Genomic DNA, 14351 nt, shown 5'->3' with positions numbered 1-14351 from the left:
GGAATGGATGCGCTCCCAGGCGGCAAAATCAAGTAACCTCATGAGTGTCGATCTTTTTCTCCACCACTTTGCATGTTGTCCGCGCCAATGCGTATGATGGGCGCTGCGTCTTCTGCCTTGGGCCTTCTCGCCCCCGCGCATGGCGGAAACAAAATCTTGGGCGGCGGAAAAAAACTGTTACGCGATAAAACTCAATTCGTTTGATAGAGAATAGCCGTCCGGTGAGGGTGGTTTCCTCTCCCTCCGCCTTCACCGGACCGCGGCTTTTGATAGATGACAGCTTGCTCCGCGTCACCAACGGCTAAAGCGCACGAAACCTACGCGACAACGCCGGCTTCGTGTCTTCCACAGGAGAATACGAATGAGTTGGAACATCAACCGCTCCAGCTTCAGCCCGGCGCAAGGCCGCAATATCCCGCCGCTGCCGCATCCGTCATGGATCCATGGCAGCCGGTCGAACGATGAAGGGCCGCGCGCCCTCACCGCACAACAGTTCTGGGAGCGGCTGGGTATCTGACTATCTGACGATCCAGCCGCTTGGCGGAACGCTTGCCGACCGTTCCGCCTGTCCAGTTTTTGTCGGCAACTTGCTCAATTGCCTTCTCTTCCAACCTGAAAGCCGGCCCTTCCGGGGGCCGGCTTCTTTTTTTTGCTTTTTGCTGCGGTTGCTCGGCATTGCCCGGCCTTCGCCCGGTTCAGCTTTCGCGGAAGTCCGTAGGGAGGCCAGCCTCGCGCCACTGGACGAGTTCGGCCCTTTCCTTCTCGATTTCTTCCGAGATCATGTCGTTGGACATCTGGCCGAGGACGAGCTGGCGGGGCGGGTTCGGCGCGTCCACCGCGTCGACGATCGCGCGGGCGCACAACACCGGATCGCCGCTTTGCTGGCCGTTCATGTCGCGGCTGAAACGAATCCCGACGCCCACGGTGGCGTCGTAGTCATCCGCCCAGGATTCGCCTGTCACCAATGACCGGCCCGAGAAATCCGTGCGGATCGGGCCAGGCTGAATTGAAGTCACTCCGATCCCCAGCGGCTCCACCTCGGCGCGCAGCGACATGGACAGCCCTTCCACCGCGAACTTGCTGGCGGAATAATATCCGCTGCAGGGCATGGCCACACGCCCCACCATCGAGGAGATGTTGACGATCCAGCCGCGGCGGCGGGCGCGCATTCCGGGCAACACGGCGCGCGTGGTGTTCGCGAGGCCGAAGAAGTTCACTTCGAACATGCGGCGGACCGCCTGCTCGTCGGCTTCCTCCACGCTATGGAGATAGCCGTAGCCCGCATTGTTGACGAGCACGTCGATGCTGCCGAAGTGATCTTCCGCCGCCTCGATCGCGGCGGAAATCTGTTCGGGAACGGTCACGTCCAGGGGCAGCGCGATGGCATTGCCCCCGCTCTGCGCGACGATTCCGTCGAGATCGCCCGGGTTCCTGGCGGTGGCCACCACGCGTCCGCCCTTTTCCAGGACTGCCTGCGCGATATCCCGTCCCAGGCCGGAGGATGCCCCGGTGACCAACCAAATCTGTTCGCTGCGCTTCACTGTCATTCTCCCGCCATGCCGATTGCAGTCCGCTTTCCAGAGCCAGCCGCCTACGCCGTCCGAAAGGAGATCCGGTTTCCGGGCATGAAGCGGTGCTGCGTCTGATTCTGCTTGTGATCTTATTGGCGCAGCGAGGAGCAATCAACGCAATGCCAAAAAAGATTCGGGATCGGATGATTCTATGTCATTCAGAGCCTCGGACCGCCTAGATACTGCCCCTAGAAGCCGAAGGAAATCCCGAGCCGGCCCATGACATAATCGTAATCCAGGCCGCCGGAGATCGAATTGTTGGTGTATTGGACTTCGAGGAATCCATTCACGGCGCGCGCCCTTGCCGGGCTTTCGACCTTGAGGCTGGCGAAGCGGGCCTCCTGCCACTTTGCCCCGGTGGCGTGCTGCGCGCCATACCCGCCCGCCACCTGATACATCCAGCCCGCATCGTCGAAGCGACGGAGTTGAAGCACCGGCAGCACCTGAACGTAGTCGCGCGGCGAGAAGTAGTCGAATTCGTTGGGCGCGGTGGAATGATAATAGCGCGCCCGCAATTGCGCGCTGAGGCCCCATTCCGGCTCGATCACGTGAATATAGCTGCCGCGCAGATGCAGGCGTTCGTTCTTGCCGGTGAATTTCTGCACCCCGGCCATGGCCGTCACCACGTTGCGGTCATCCAGCGGCAGGTCGAAATTGGCGCCGAGGAAGGTGTAGTAGATGCCTTTCCGCAGGCCCTGCGGAGTCTCGATGATCTCGCGCTCCACGAAATAGCTCTGCTTCCAGTCCGCGCTGCGGATATTGGCGGAACCCAGCACGGTATGCCCATCGGTGCCGATCCGCGCCTGCCACAGCCACTTGTCGGAGATCGTGTCGGCGAGGTCGAGATAGGCCCGTTCCTCGCCCTTCGTTTCCTGGCCCAACGGCTTGAACCAGGCTTTCTCGAAGGCGACACCCATGAATTTGTCGCGCCCCGAGAAGTTCAGGAGCGCCCGGCCCATCACCTTGAGCACGTCGGTATCTTCCGCATCCGCGCTGGCGAAGATTTCGACGCCCGCGCCGGGGCGCAGGCCGCCGATATGTTCCGGCGGCGCGATTTCCTGCGCGGACGCATGGCTGACGGAAAGCATGCCACATGCCAGCGCTGCCAGATGGCGAAGACGGCGGATCATTTCGTGCCCCATTTCTTGCGCTGGCCGGTCAATTCGGAAAGGTAGCCCCACAGGCAGATGGGCTGCATGACGAGCGCATAGATCACCACGTAGAACAGCAGGCCCAGCAGGTTGCGCCTGATCCTGAGGCCCTGGTTTCGGAACATCCTGCGCTGGATGAAGAAGATCACCGCGTTCCATATGACGGCCAGCGGCAGCAGCAGCAGGGTCAGCGGGCCGGCGATCCAGTAATAGCCGAGCAGGGCGGCGATAAGCCCCGGGATGAAGATGAAGGTGAAGGTCAGGTCCAGGGGGAGGAACAGCATGTTCCACCAGATGAATAGCGTGGTCAGCCGCCGCTTGAACAGCAGGCCCTTGTGCTGCTCCAGCGCTTCCACCATGCCGCGCGCCCAGCGCTTTCGCTGACGGTAGAATTGCCGGAAGGTGGCGGGGGCATCGGTGAACACGATGGCGTCTTCCGCATATCCCACGCGATAGCCGCGCTCCAGCATGGCCCAGGTCATCACGATATCCTCGCCCACCGTGTTCGGCCATCTTCCCACCATCTCGAGCGCATCCTTGCGATACAGCGAGAAGGCCCCCTGGGCGACGAGCGTGCCGTGATACATGCTCTGCATCCGCTTCACGGCGGCGATGCCGTGGAAATAGTCCCATTCCTGTGCGCGGGTTATCAGGTTCTCGCGGCTGTTGCGGACCAGCACGGCGCCGGCCACCGCCATCGTGCCGGGCGGGTCGGAAAGATAGCGCTCCACGATTTCCCGCAGGCTGTCCGAACGCAGCCGGCTGTCACCGTCGATCGTGCAGATCAGCCCGTGGCGGGAGGCGGCCAGGCCGCTGTTGAGCGCGGCCGCCTTGCCGCGGTTATGCTCGAAATCCAGCAGGCGGATCTCGATATTCGGCGCGCGGGTCAATCGCGCGATGGCTTCCCGCACGCGCGCTCCCGTCCGGTCGGTGGAGCCGTCGTTGATCACCAGCGCTTCGACCGGCCCCTGGTATTTCAACTGCGCAATGCTCTCCAGGGTGGCGGCTATGCCGGTCTCTTCATTATAGGCTGCTATCAGGAGACTGACGCCGGGATAGCTTTCGGGCAACCGCCTTGGCGGCCTGCGGTCCAGCAGCAGCGACGTTGCCAGGAAGGCGTTCATGAAGCCCGGCACGAATGCGATGAAGGTCAAGGCCCAGAGCGCGAAGATCGGATGCGTCAGCTTCCCCAGATCATGCATCCAGGCGCTCGCCACGGAGACGCTGAACAGGGTCCACAACAGCGCGGCCAGAAGCGCAAGCGCATATTTCCACCGGATGGAGAAATAGATGGGCCGCTTATGGGAGAGATTTCCCGCAGGGAGTTGGACTGGTGCGTTCATGCCATTACCCGCCTTCTCGAATGCTCAAGAGGGGCGCGCTCAAACCTGAGTGCTTGCGAGGGCACCAAATGTATGAAATTCAATTATAAAATATGATGTGTAATGCATCCGTCAAACCGGCGGAACTCGTATATGCCATACTGTATTTTTCACGGAAAAATCCGTGCCCCTCGCCCCAATTATTAAATCAGTTTAATGAGAAAATAAGGTGCTCGAAAAAAGTAATTTATAATCTGATTTACATATTGAGTCGGGTTATCTGCCTCATTTGCACTCATTGCCAGTTCGGCCTTCGCGGTGTCATGTTTTGAGACAAATGGGATGGCATCGTTTCAGAAAGAGCGAAGGGGGCAGACGCTGTCGCGCCGCCCCCTTCTTTCGCATCTTGCTTCGGCTTCAGTTGAACTTGAAGCCGAAGGTCACGCCGTAAGTGGCGGGCATGCCGGCAAAGCGCGCCTGCGAGTCATTCGACGGGATGACCGTGGTCCAGTAATATTTGTCGAAGATGTTCTTGCCCCACAGCATCACCTTCCACGCGCCATCGGCCGCTTCATAGCCGATGCGCGCATCGACCGTGGCGTAACCCTTGATGTTGAAGACATTGTCGACAATGTCGGGGCGGGTGAACGAGGTTGCCGAATAGGGGAACGGAATGCGGTTGGCGCCGATCGTGGCGTCGGAGTGCGACCGGGCGTTCACGCTCACGCCGGCGAAGGCCGCGCCGCCCGATTCCATCTGGTGACGATAATCGACATTGACCACGCCCGACCATTTCGGAGTGAAGGGCAGCGGATCGCCGGTGAAATCGTCAACCTTGGCGTAGATGTTGTTGTTCTTCGGGTCCGCCGGGCTCTCGGTCACCTTGGAATTGAGGTAGGTCACCGCGGCATTGATGGTCAGGCCATCGACCGGGCGGGCGGTGATGTCCGCTTCGGCACCGTAGATGCGCGATTTAGGCACGTTGATGAGCGCATCGAGCCCGCCGAACGTCGTATCGAGCAGCTTGCCGCGGATCTGCTTGTCCTTGTAATCGTAATAGAACGCGGCTGCGTTGAGCTGCAGCTTGCGGTCCGCAAGCGTCGCCTTGAAGCCGCCTTCATAGGCAGTCACCGATTCCTGCGTCACCGGCAGCATGCCCAGATAGCTTGCGACGGAAAGGCTGGGGAAGCTGCCCGCCTTGTAGCCGCGCGACACGTTGGCATAGAGCAGGAAGTCCGGATTGACCTTGTAGTCCACGCCGAACCGCCAGGAGACGTTGTCTTCCTTGAGCTTGCTCGTGATCGGCGGGCCATTGGTGAAGTCGGCCGCGAAGGTGAAGCAGGTGCCATTGATGCCCGCGCCGCCGAACAGGGTTTCGACCCGCCCGGTCGGGGTGGTGTAGGAGCAGATGCTGGAATCGATGGTGCTGTTGGTGTAGCGCGCCGCGCCCTTCAGCGTGAGCTGGTCGCTGACATCGAATTCCAGATTGCCGAAGACCGCATAGTTCTTGATGTCCTGGCGGTTGGTCACGCCGCTGGCGTTGATCCAATTCAGGCCGGGGGCGAAGTTCGAATTGTCGAAATAGCGCAGCACCTGGTCTTCATAGGTGGTGCTGTCTTCGTAATTGGCGCCCACCAGCCAGCGCAGGCGGGATGCGCTGTCGTTCGCCAGCCGCAGTTCCTGGTTGAAGGTTTCGATGAAGCCATTGTTCTTGTCGAGATCGAAGGTGACGAGCGCATTGCCGTCCTGATCCACATTCTGCTTCTGATCGAAATCGGTGTAGGATGTGAGCGAGGTGAGAGTGATGCCTGCGCCAAGCTCGATATCGGCGCGAAGCGCGAGCTGCCACAAGCGCCGGTCCGACCTCGGATCGAAATTGACCAGCTGGCCGGTGCCCTGAACATAGCCGCCCTGGCCATTGCCGGGCGCCCCGCCGAAGGCTTCCGGGGTGAGGATCGCGCCGGTGCCCGGATCGACGGCATAGGATGTCCAATCCGCCGCCCGCGCATTGTTCGGCGCGAACGGGGACGCAATGATGCGCGCGGTCGCTTCCGCGCCGTCGATCGGGTTCTGCGGATTCACGCCAACGAGCTGCTGCGCCTGCGGTTGCGACTTGTCGATCCAGCCATTCGCGTTGAACTGGAACTTGATGCTGTCGGACGGCTCGAATTCAAGCAGAAGACGCCCGGCCACATAGGATTTGTGGCCGTTGGTGTCGCCGGGGCGCGTGATGCTCTTCTGCCAGTCATCCGAATTGAGGCCGTTGACGGCGACGCGCATCCCCAGGCTGTCGGTGAGCGGACCGCTGATGAAGGCATTGCCTTCGATCGTGTTGAAGCGGCCGTAGCTGATGTCGCCGCCGGCCTGCCAGGTGTCGGTCGGCTTGGCGGCGATGTAGTTGATCGCGCCGCCGGTGGAGTTCTGGCCGAACAAGGTTCCCTGCGGGCCTTTCAGCACTTCCACCCGTTCCAGGTCGAAAGCGGCATGGCTGGCGAGGATCGGGAAGGGCAGGGGCGTCTGGTCGAGATAGACGCTGACGGCCGGGTAGACGCCCAGGGAGCTTTCCTGGAAGCCGATCCCGCGCAGCGTGAAGATCGGGGTGTTGGTGGTGCTGGACGAGAAGGCGAGGCCCGGAACGATCGAGGCGATGTCTTCCAGCGAAGTGATCTTGCGATCCTTGAGCGCTTCGCCGCTGATGGCCGTAATGGTCAGGCCCACATCGTTGAGGTTCTGTTCGCGCTTGTTGGCGGTGACGACGATTTCATTGCCGGATGCGCCGCCCGCTTCCTGGGCATGGGCCGCCGTGAACGCGGCGGAACCCGCGATCGCGAGCAGAGCCGCGCTGTGACGGAATCCTGCCTTTGCCGATAAAACCATTCAATCCCTCCCTGATGACGCCCGGCATCGTTGCATTTGATGCCTCATTGGTGCGACCATTTTTATGGTTGGCCAGCGAGCCGGTCAAGCGGTGTAATGGCTTTCACAACGGGTTTCCCCGCCCTGTGGCGAGGATGCCACAGGCCCATGCCCGCAATCCCTGCTCAAATCGCCTGGGTGTTTGTCGCGAAGTCGAAAAGGACGCGATTGGTTTCCTCGCAATGCGCGCGAATGATCGCTTCGGCGGCTTTCCCGTCGCCCGCTCTCATCGCCGCGACCGCATCGCGGCGGGCGATTTCGCCTTCCCTCGCGAAAGGCCAGGTCTGCATCTGGGTCAGCATTTCCTCGATGATGTCCGCCATTGCGTCGACCAGCACGGCGAGGAGCCGGTTGCCGGATGCCCGCGCGGAGATCCTGTAGAACTCCGTGGACGCCCGGACCGTGGCCACCTGCTCGCGAGTCCGCCGTATGTGTTCGAGCTGCTGGACGTTCCGGTCCAGCTGCAGGAAATCCTCTTCGCTCCCGCGTTCGGCCGCAAGCCGGACAGCCTGCCCGAATATCGATGCGCGCAGCTCGAGCAGGTCATGCAGCGGCAGGCGGCCAAGGATCAGCATGTTGCGGATGGCATAGGCGATTCCATCCGAGCCGATCTCCCGGATGAAGGCTCCGCCCCGCGCGCCTCGCTCCAGCCGCAGGACTCCGGACATTTCGAGGCTTCGGATGGCTTCCCTCACGGTCTGCCTGGCAACGCCCAGCGAGGCCGACAGATCCCGCTCGGCGGGCAGCTTGTCGCCGGACGAGAACGTCTTCTTGCGGATGTTCTGCAGGATATAGGATTGCACGATGTCCTGCCGCCGGACGAGGCTGTCCAGCGCTGCAAGAGGCGCGGCATTCTCCCCGGCAATCTCCGCGCCGGCTGCATCCGCGAGCGGTTCCGGCTGGACGGCGCGGGCGGCCCCCTGGCTTCTTGCCGCCTGCTCGGCCAGTTCCGCATTGCGGACGATCCCGGCGCAGCGGGTGTAGAACTGCTGCCCCGTCTTGGTCAGGCGGAAATGACGGGGGCCGCGTTCCAGCAGGGTGACGCCCAGCTCCGCCTCGAGCGCGGCGATCCGCCGGGACAGCGTCGACTTCTGGATGCCTATCTTGCGGGCCGCCGCCGCCAGACCTCCACAATCCGCTATCTCGGCAAAATAACGGCAGTCGTTGAGATCGAGCATGCATTCTGGCTAAGAGGGAGCGCCGCCCAATTCAACAACAAGCTGTCCCGGATGGGCTGGCCGCGCCCGAAAGGCCTTGTTCGGATTGCGGAAAAAAGAAGGCCCAGCCAGATGGCCGGGCCTGGAAGTTTTGGGAGAGGATGCCTGTAAAGGCAGTTTCGCGTTGCCCTGAGCGCACTCTTCTCACAAGCGTGAAAACCTCACGCCGCGTTGCACATTTTGCAACACGGGCGGAAAACCGCGGAAATCCGAGATTCCATCGGCTTGAAATTCCCTGCCTCTTTCATCCGAAAGTGACGATTGACAGGATCGGCGGCGCGTGCGCTAAACTGGGCATACAAGAACAACAGGCAGATCGGGCAGAGGAGCGGAGCAATGTCTCAGCCTCACAACATCCTTGCGGCGCATCGCCCGGCATCGATGCGCGAGCGTGTGAGCGAGGAAGAATGGGCGGCGCGCGTCGAACTCGCCGCGCTTTATCGCATTCTGCATCATTTCGGCATGACCGACCTGATCGCCAACCACATCACCATGCGCGTGCCGGACGGATCGGGCCATATCCTGATTAACGCTTATGGCCTCACCTATGACGAGGTGACGGCGTCCAATCTCTACAAGATCACGATCGACGGCGATGTCGTGCTCAAGCCGGATGTGGAACTCGGCCTCAACCCCACCGGCTATACCATTCATGGAGCGGTTCACCGCGCGCGGGAGGATGCGCATGTGGTGATCCACACGCACAGCGCGGCCGGAACCGGCGTGTCGGGAATGAAATGCGGGCTGCTGCCGCTGTCGCAGCATGCCGCGCTGGTCGAACGGGTAGTGGGCTACCACGATTACGAAGGCGTCGCGCTCAACTTCGAGGAGCGGGAACGGCTGGTCGCCAATCTCGGCAGCGGCAACTTGCTGATTCTGCGTAACCACGGGTTGCTGGCATGCGGGCGCACTTGCGGAGAGGCGTTCCTCTATCTCTACCGGTTGGAAATGGCCTGCAAGATACAGGTGGCGGCTCTCGCGGGCGGGCTGGACAACGGCCTGGCGATGTCGGGCGCGGCGCTGGAGAACACTCGCAACATCGCCATCGCCAATCCGGGGCTGGTGGGCGGCGACCTGCAATGGAAAGCGCTGTTGCGCCGCATGGATCGGATCGATCCGTCCTACAAGGAGTAAGCACATGACGCTGGCAGACGCAGCGATGCAATCCGTGACAGGCGATCTTCCCGACGATCGCGTGACATGCTGGACTCTCGGGGAAGGGCAGCCGCCGCTTTTCGTCGAAGCGAAGGAAGGCGCCTTCGCCACGCTGGAGGATGCGGTGGCCTGGGTGAACGGGCATCGCCACCGGCTCGACGAGCTGATCGCCCGTCACGGGGGCGTGGTGCTGCGCGGGTTTCCGGTCGTGACGTCCGAGGATTTCGGGCAGGTCGGCGCCTGTTTCCCGCCCTATACCGGCGGCTATCAGGGCGGTGCGGCCGCGCGCCGGGCGGTCGCCAATGGCGTGTATGAAGCCACGCAGCGCACCGGCGACCAGCGCATCCCGATCCATCAGGAAATGTTCTATCTGCGGGACTATCCCCGCCGGATCGCTTTCTTTGCGAAGAAGGTGGCGGAGGAAGGGGGCGAAACGATCATCGCCGATATGCGCAAGGTCACGAGCGAGATGCCGGCATCCATCCGCGGCAAGCTGGAAAAGCTGGGGATCGAGAATGTCCGCAATTTCGCCGCGAAGACGGGCAGCACGCAGGAGACGCGCCTGATGGACAAGCGCGGTTGGGATTTCGCCTTTTACACGGAGTCGGAAAAGGAAGTGGAGGAGATCTGCGCCCGCCGCCATATGCGCCCGCATTGGCACGAGGACGGCAGCCTGACCGTATTCAATCTGGAAGATGCCTTCGTGACCCATCCGGGCACAAATGAGCGAGTCTATCGCGGCGGGGTGCATATCGCGCATTTCTATCGCGGATCTTACGACAATACGGGCCAGGCCGCCGAGTTGCGGCAGCAGCAGAAATTTCCGTCCGGCGCCTATCTTGGCGATGGCGGCGAATTGCCGCCCGAAGAGGATGCGCAGTTCCAGCAACTTGTCGACAGATTTACCTATTCATGGCCGTGGCATGATGGCGACATTATGATTCTGGATAATTTGCTGACCGGCCATGGCCGCAATCCGTTCAGCGGAACACGGGCCACCGAGGTTACGCTGCTGGATTGAGCCTGGCAGGGCCGCAGCCCTGCCGCATCTCATGCGTCGGCCCTGTTCCAGGCGACGAGTTCCACGATGTTGCCGTCGGGGTCGCGCGCATAAACGAAATCGGCGCGGCCTACCCCCGGAATGGGGCCGGTATCCACGATCTGGCCCTGCAACTGGCCGCCCGCGGCCAGCATCCTGTCGAGAGTTTCCTGCACATCGTCCACCACGAAGCAGACATGCATCAGGCCAGGGCGATCGACCTTTCCGGGCACGGACGGGTCCGAACCTTCGACCTTGAATATTTCCAGGCCCGGCCCGGCCTCTCCATGGCCGGGCAGCCTGAGCATGAAGCCGGTGATATGCGCGCCGTCGAGGCCGGTGCCGCGCTCGATCCAGTCGCCCTGGAGATTGCGCGGCGGCCCGCTGAGGACGCAGCCGAATACATCGACGTAGAAGGCCGCGAGCCTTTCCGGATCGTGGGAAACGATATTCGTATGATGAAATGTTGCGCCCATCCTCGTCCCTTTCTTTTTGCCTTCGCGCGACCTGGCCCCATGCCAAGGGCTTGTCGCGCGGGCTGTCTATGTGTCTCTTACCTTCTCGCAGAAACGCGGCTTGTGCAATATCGGGCCTATGAAGATTGAGGCCGGCGCAGGCCCGCCGCCTTGCCTGTTCAAAGGGGGTGGGTTCGGGTTGACGTGCATCGGGGCAGGGTCCACTCCAACCATGTCAAAACTGCTTACGGTGTCGCACCCCGGTAATCATGATTAACGATAAGCCTGCTTTGCCGAATGCCGGAACCGTACGAATCCACTTGCGCGGAGATATTCCCGGGCCGGCTTACGGGGTCCTGCAATCCACTCTGCTGGCCGAGATAGAAGTGCCGGTCGAAGGCGTGGATTTCCAGGATGAAGACTGGGATCGCGTCGACCGGCTCATCGGCCCGTATTTGTCTCGCGCCGCCGAGCGGGACGAAGCGCCATTCCCTGACAATCTGGCCGACAGGATACTGGATCTTGCCGTTTCCTGCTTGCGCAATGCGGGCCTGCCGATTTTCTGCGAGGCGCGGCTCATCGATTGTCTGCATGGGCAAGATCGCTTCACCCTTCGGGCCGCTTTCCCTTCGCTTGCCGGAAATGGGAAGAATATTCTCAATGCCCTGGTCTGGGCTGTCTCGACGATCTGGCGGGCCTTGCAATCGGGTTCCACCGGCAATCTGGAAAACGCCGAGAGGGCTACGGCAACCAGGCATGGCGAACTGGTGGAAAAGCTGGGAAAGCTGAAGCTCGGCGGCACGAATACGCTGCGTTTTCTGGAGGCGGCCCATGCCGCCGATATTCCCGTGCCCGCCCTGTCCGACATCTATTGCCAGTTCGGATGGGGGAAGAACCAATTGCTCGCCAAGAGCAGCATATTGAGCACGACCCATACCCTGCCGGTTGCGATCGCGCGCGATAAATTCTCCACTTCGCAGATGCTGCGCCGCGGGGGGATTCCAGCTTCCGTCCACGATTTGGCGGATTCCTTGGAACATGCGCGCAAGATTGCGGCAAGGCTCGGCTATCCGGTGGTGGTCAAGCCCATGAACCTGGATGGAGGTCTGGGGGTGTTCGCCGGGCTGCGCGACGAGCGGCAATTGGCGGATGCGTGGAACGAGGCGAGCACGCATGGCCGCAAGATCCTCGTCGAGAAGCACTGCGAAGGGGAAGATTTCCGCCTGATCGTCATCGATGGCGCTTTGCGATGGGCGGTGGGCAGGCAGCCTGCCGGCGTGACCGGGGACGGCAGGCACAGCATTGCCGAACTGGTCGAAATCTCGAACCGCGATCCGCGCCGCGGCTATCATGCGACGGCATCATTGCGGCCCCTGACCCTGGGCGATGAAGCGCTGGGGCTGCTGGATGAGCAGGAATGCACGCTCGACAGCATCCTCGAGGCGGGGCGTTTCGTGAGATTGCGGCGCGCGTCCAATCTTTCGTCGGGAGGCCTGCCGGTGGTCGTGACCGACGCTGTGCATCCTGACAATCGCGCTCTGGTCGAGCGGGCGGTCGATCTGATCGGCCTCGATGTCGCCGGAGTGGACATGATTATTCCCGACATAGCGAAATCCTGGCGCGAAGTCGGCGGCACCATCATCGAGATCAATGCCCAGCCTCAATTGATCGCGGCTTCGCAAACCCATCTCTATGGCGACATCCTTCGCGCGCGGATAAACGGCAATGGCCGCATCCCGACAGCGCTTCTCCTTACCGGCAAGGACAGCGGCCTGATCGCACGGCTCCTCGAGCGCCTGGCCGGGCCAGACTTCGCGGGAGTCGGCCTGGCCGCGCGGGGGGAGGCCTATCTCGGCGGTCGTTCCATCGGCATGAGCGGCCTTTCGCCATTCCATGCCGGGCAAGCGCTGCTCATGCATCGCGATGTCGAGGCCTTGCTGGTGGCGGCGGACGACACTTCGCTGCTCAAATCGGGCCTGCCGTTCGATCGGTTCGATATGCTGGTGATCGCCGGGCCATTGCCTGACACGGACGATGGCGAGCGGGATGATCTCGAACAGCTGATCGATCTCGTGGCGGAGCATTGCGCTGGCGATATCGTGATGACAGATGACGCCCCGGTGGAAAGGCTTTCGCAGCATCGCAAGCTCCAGAAGCGGACCTCGCGGCAGATGGATACGGAAAAGCTGGTGTCCCGCCTGCTCGCGCATGCGGCCGGGGGCAAGGCAGATCGCGTGATCCGATGAGCGTTCTTCCGCACGCATTGAACCTGTTCGGGGTCGACCGGCCCACGCAGCAGGGCGGCCAGTATATCTTTCACCTGCCCCGCAGGGCAAAGGCGCATGTCGGATTGGGATGTCATCGCCGGGTCGCCTATGGCCGGGATGGCTTCGTCGTGTCAGCGAACGGCGGCTCCGCCAGCATCCCCTGCGCGGGCGATCCGCTGAACCAGATGCGGAGCCTGCTCGATCCGGGCTTCCCCAGTTTCTGGATGATCAGCCCCGACCTGGGGCGGGCGGTCCATGACCCGGATCTGCCCTTGATATTGTGCGTGCAGCCCGAATTGGAAGTTTCTATCGAAGGGTTCGGGAGCCATTGCGGGCTGGAAGGCGCGCTTGCGGCCGAACCCGCGGAGGGTTGGCAATGCCAGCCGGACGAGGAATTTCTCGAACGCCTCGCCCGGGGGATTGCGATCCTGCAGGATTATCCCGACGGGAAGATGATCCTCACCCGATCCTATCAACGCGAAACCGGATCGCGTGACCCCTTGTCGCTCTTCGCCATTTTCGCGGGTTCCGAGCCGACTTCGGCCTGCAATCATTATTTTCAGGTCGATGCCGGAGTGGCATCGCTTGGCTGCAGCCCGGAAAATGTATTCGAGGTGCATGAAGGGCGCCTGTCCTTCGATGTGGTGGCGGCAACGCGCGGCAAGTCGGACGATCCCGTCACCGATGCGCGCTGGCGCGAAGCTTTGCGCAACGATCCCAAGGAACGCCGGGAGCATCTGATGGCGTTCGATCGCTACAAGGCCCGCATCGAAAATCTCGTCGAGCCGGGAAGCCTGAACATCGAATTCCAGCTCGAGATCCTCGAACTGGGCAACGTAAGGCACTTGTATTCCCGCGCATCCGGAGCATTGCGGGAGGATTGGGACTGGATGCGCATCCTCTCCGATTCCTTTCCCGCGCTCGTTTCCTACCCCGATGCGCTGCAGCCGCTGGCGGACACGCAGCAAGATCCCCTGCGCTATTACGGCGGGATACTGGGAAGAGTCTCCGCGGATGGAAAGGATGCCGCCTTCTACCTGAACCTCAGGGCGGCGCTGGCCAAGCATGGCACGCTTTACACGCAGGGCGGCGTGGGGGTCATCGCCCAGTCGGAGCCGGACAAGGAACTGCTCGAGGTCAGGAACAAGCTGCGCGGCCTTTTCAAGGCAGTTGCCGAGTGGGAAGGCAGACCGGCCTGAGGGGCCGCCATCGCGCCGATCAAGGCCAGGAACTTCGATTTGCGGCGACTCGGAAAAGG

The 14351-nt window shown here is 61.9% G+C and carries 11 protein-coding genes; 5 read left to right on the top strand and 6 right to left on the bottom strand.

Annotated features, from left to right (window positions below; all coding sequences use genetic code 11):
- The first annotated feature begins 361 nt into the window (after nt 1-361).
- Complete coding sequence (locus tag U8326_RS10380; protein WP_324740183.1) at nt 362-517, top strand: hypothetical protein; 156 nt, start codon at nt 362-364, stop codon at nt 515-517.
- A 178-nt stretch (nt 518-695) separates the two neighbouring features.
- On the opposite strand, the gene U8326_RS10375 is transcribed toward U8326_RS10380, so the two are convergent.
- From U8326_RS10375 to U8326_RS10355, 5 genes are all read right to left on the bottom strand, one after another.
- Nucleotides 696-1541 carry an oxidoreductase gene (locus U8326_RS10375; protein ID WP_324740182.1) on the bottom strand — a complete coding sequence of 282 codons (846 nt, stop codon included), beginning with the start codon at nt 1539-1541 and terminating at the stop codon, nt 696-698.
- A gap of 218 nt (nt 1542-1759) precedes the next feature.
- The gene (locus U8326_RS10370) at nt 1760-2701 is read right to left on the bottom strand and encodes a hypothetical protein (protein ID WP_324740181.1); all 942 of its coding nucleotides are present in this window, start codon (nt 2699-2701) and stop codon (nt 1760-1762) included.
- Nucleotides 2698-4065: a glycosyltransferase gene (locus U8326_RS10365; protein WP_324740180.1), complete on the bottom strand. Its 1368-nt coding sequence runs from the start codon at nt 4063-4065 to the stop codon at nt 2698-2700. The genes U8326_RS10370 and U8326_RS10365 overlap by 4 nt, the downstream gene beginning before the upstream one ends.
- 396 nt (nt 4066-4461) lie before the next feature.
- Entirely contained in the window at nt 4462-6921 is a 2460-nt protein-coding gene (locus U8326_RS10360) for a TonB-dependent receptor (protein ID WP_324740179.1), read from the bottom strand.
- Between the two features lie 164 nt (nt 6922-7085).
- Entirely contained in the window at nt 7086-8138 is a 1053-nt protein-coding gene (locus tag U8326_RS10355) for a LysR family transcriptional regulator (RefSeq protein ID WP_324740178.1), read from the bottom strand.
- A 375-nt stretch (nt 8139-8513) separates the two neighbouring features.
- Between U8326_RS10355 and U8326_RS10350 the strand changes: the two genes are divergently transcribed.
- Complete coding sequence (locus U8326_RS10350) at nt 8514-9311, top strand: class II aldolase/adducin family protein (RefSeq protein ID WP_324740176.1); 798 nt, start codon at nt 8514-8516, stop codon at nt 9309-9311.
- Between the two features lie 4 nt (nt 9312-9315).
- A complete protein-coding gene (locus U8326_RS10345; RefSeq protein ID WP_324740174.1) occupies nt 9316-10353 on the top strand; it encodes a TauD/TfdA family dioxygenase in 1038 nt (345 codons plus the stop codon).
- Between the two features lie 29 nt (nt 10354-10382).
- On the opposite strand, the gene U8326_RS10340 is transcribed toward U8326_RS10345, so the two are convergent.
- Nucleotides 10383-10847, bottom strand: a complete 465-nt coding sequence (locus U8326_RS10340; RefSeq protein ID WP_324740172.1) for a VOC family protein — start codon at nt 10845-10847, stop codon at nt 10383-10385.
- A gap of 248 nt (nt 10848-11095) precedes the next feature.
- On the opposite strand from U8326_RS10340, the gene U8326_RS10335 reads away from it, so the two are divergent.
- Nucleotides 11096-13072: a hypothetical protein gene (locus U8326_RS10335; protein ID WP_324740171.1), complete on the top strand. Its 1977-nt coding sequence runs from the start codon at nt 11096-11098 to the stop codon at nt 13070-13072.
- Complete coding sequence (locus U8326_RS10330) at nt 13069-14292, top strand: chorismate-binding protein (RefSeq protein ID WP_324740169.1); 1224 nt, start codon at nt 13069-13071, stop codon at nt 14290-14292. Before U8326_RS10335 ends, U8326_RS10330 begins: the two co-directional genes overlap by 4 nt.
- The last annotated feature ends 59 nt before the right edge of the window (nt 14293-14351 follow it).

The organism is Tsuneonella sp. CC-YZS046, assembly GCF_035581365.1.
Taxonomy (GTDB): domain Bacteria; phylum Pseudomonadota; class Alphaproteobacteria; order Sphingomonadales; family Sphingomonadaceae; genus JAWKXU01.
Note: the sequence above shows the minus strand (reverse complement) of the source record. Positions and strands in the feature narration are given on the sequence as shown.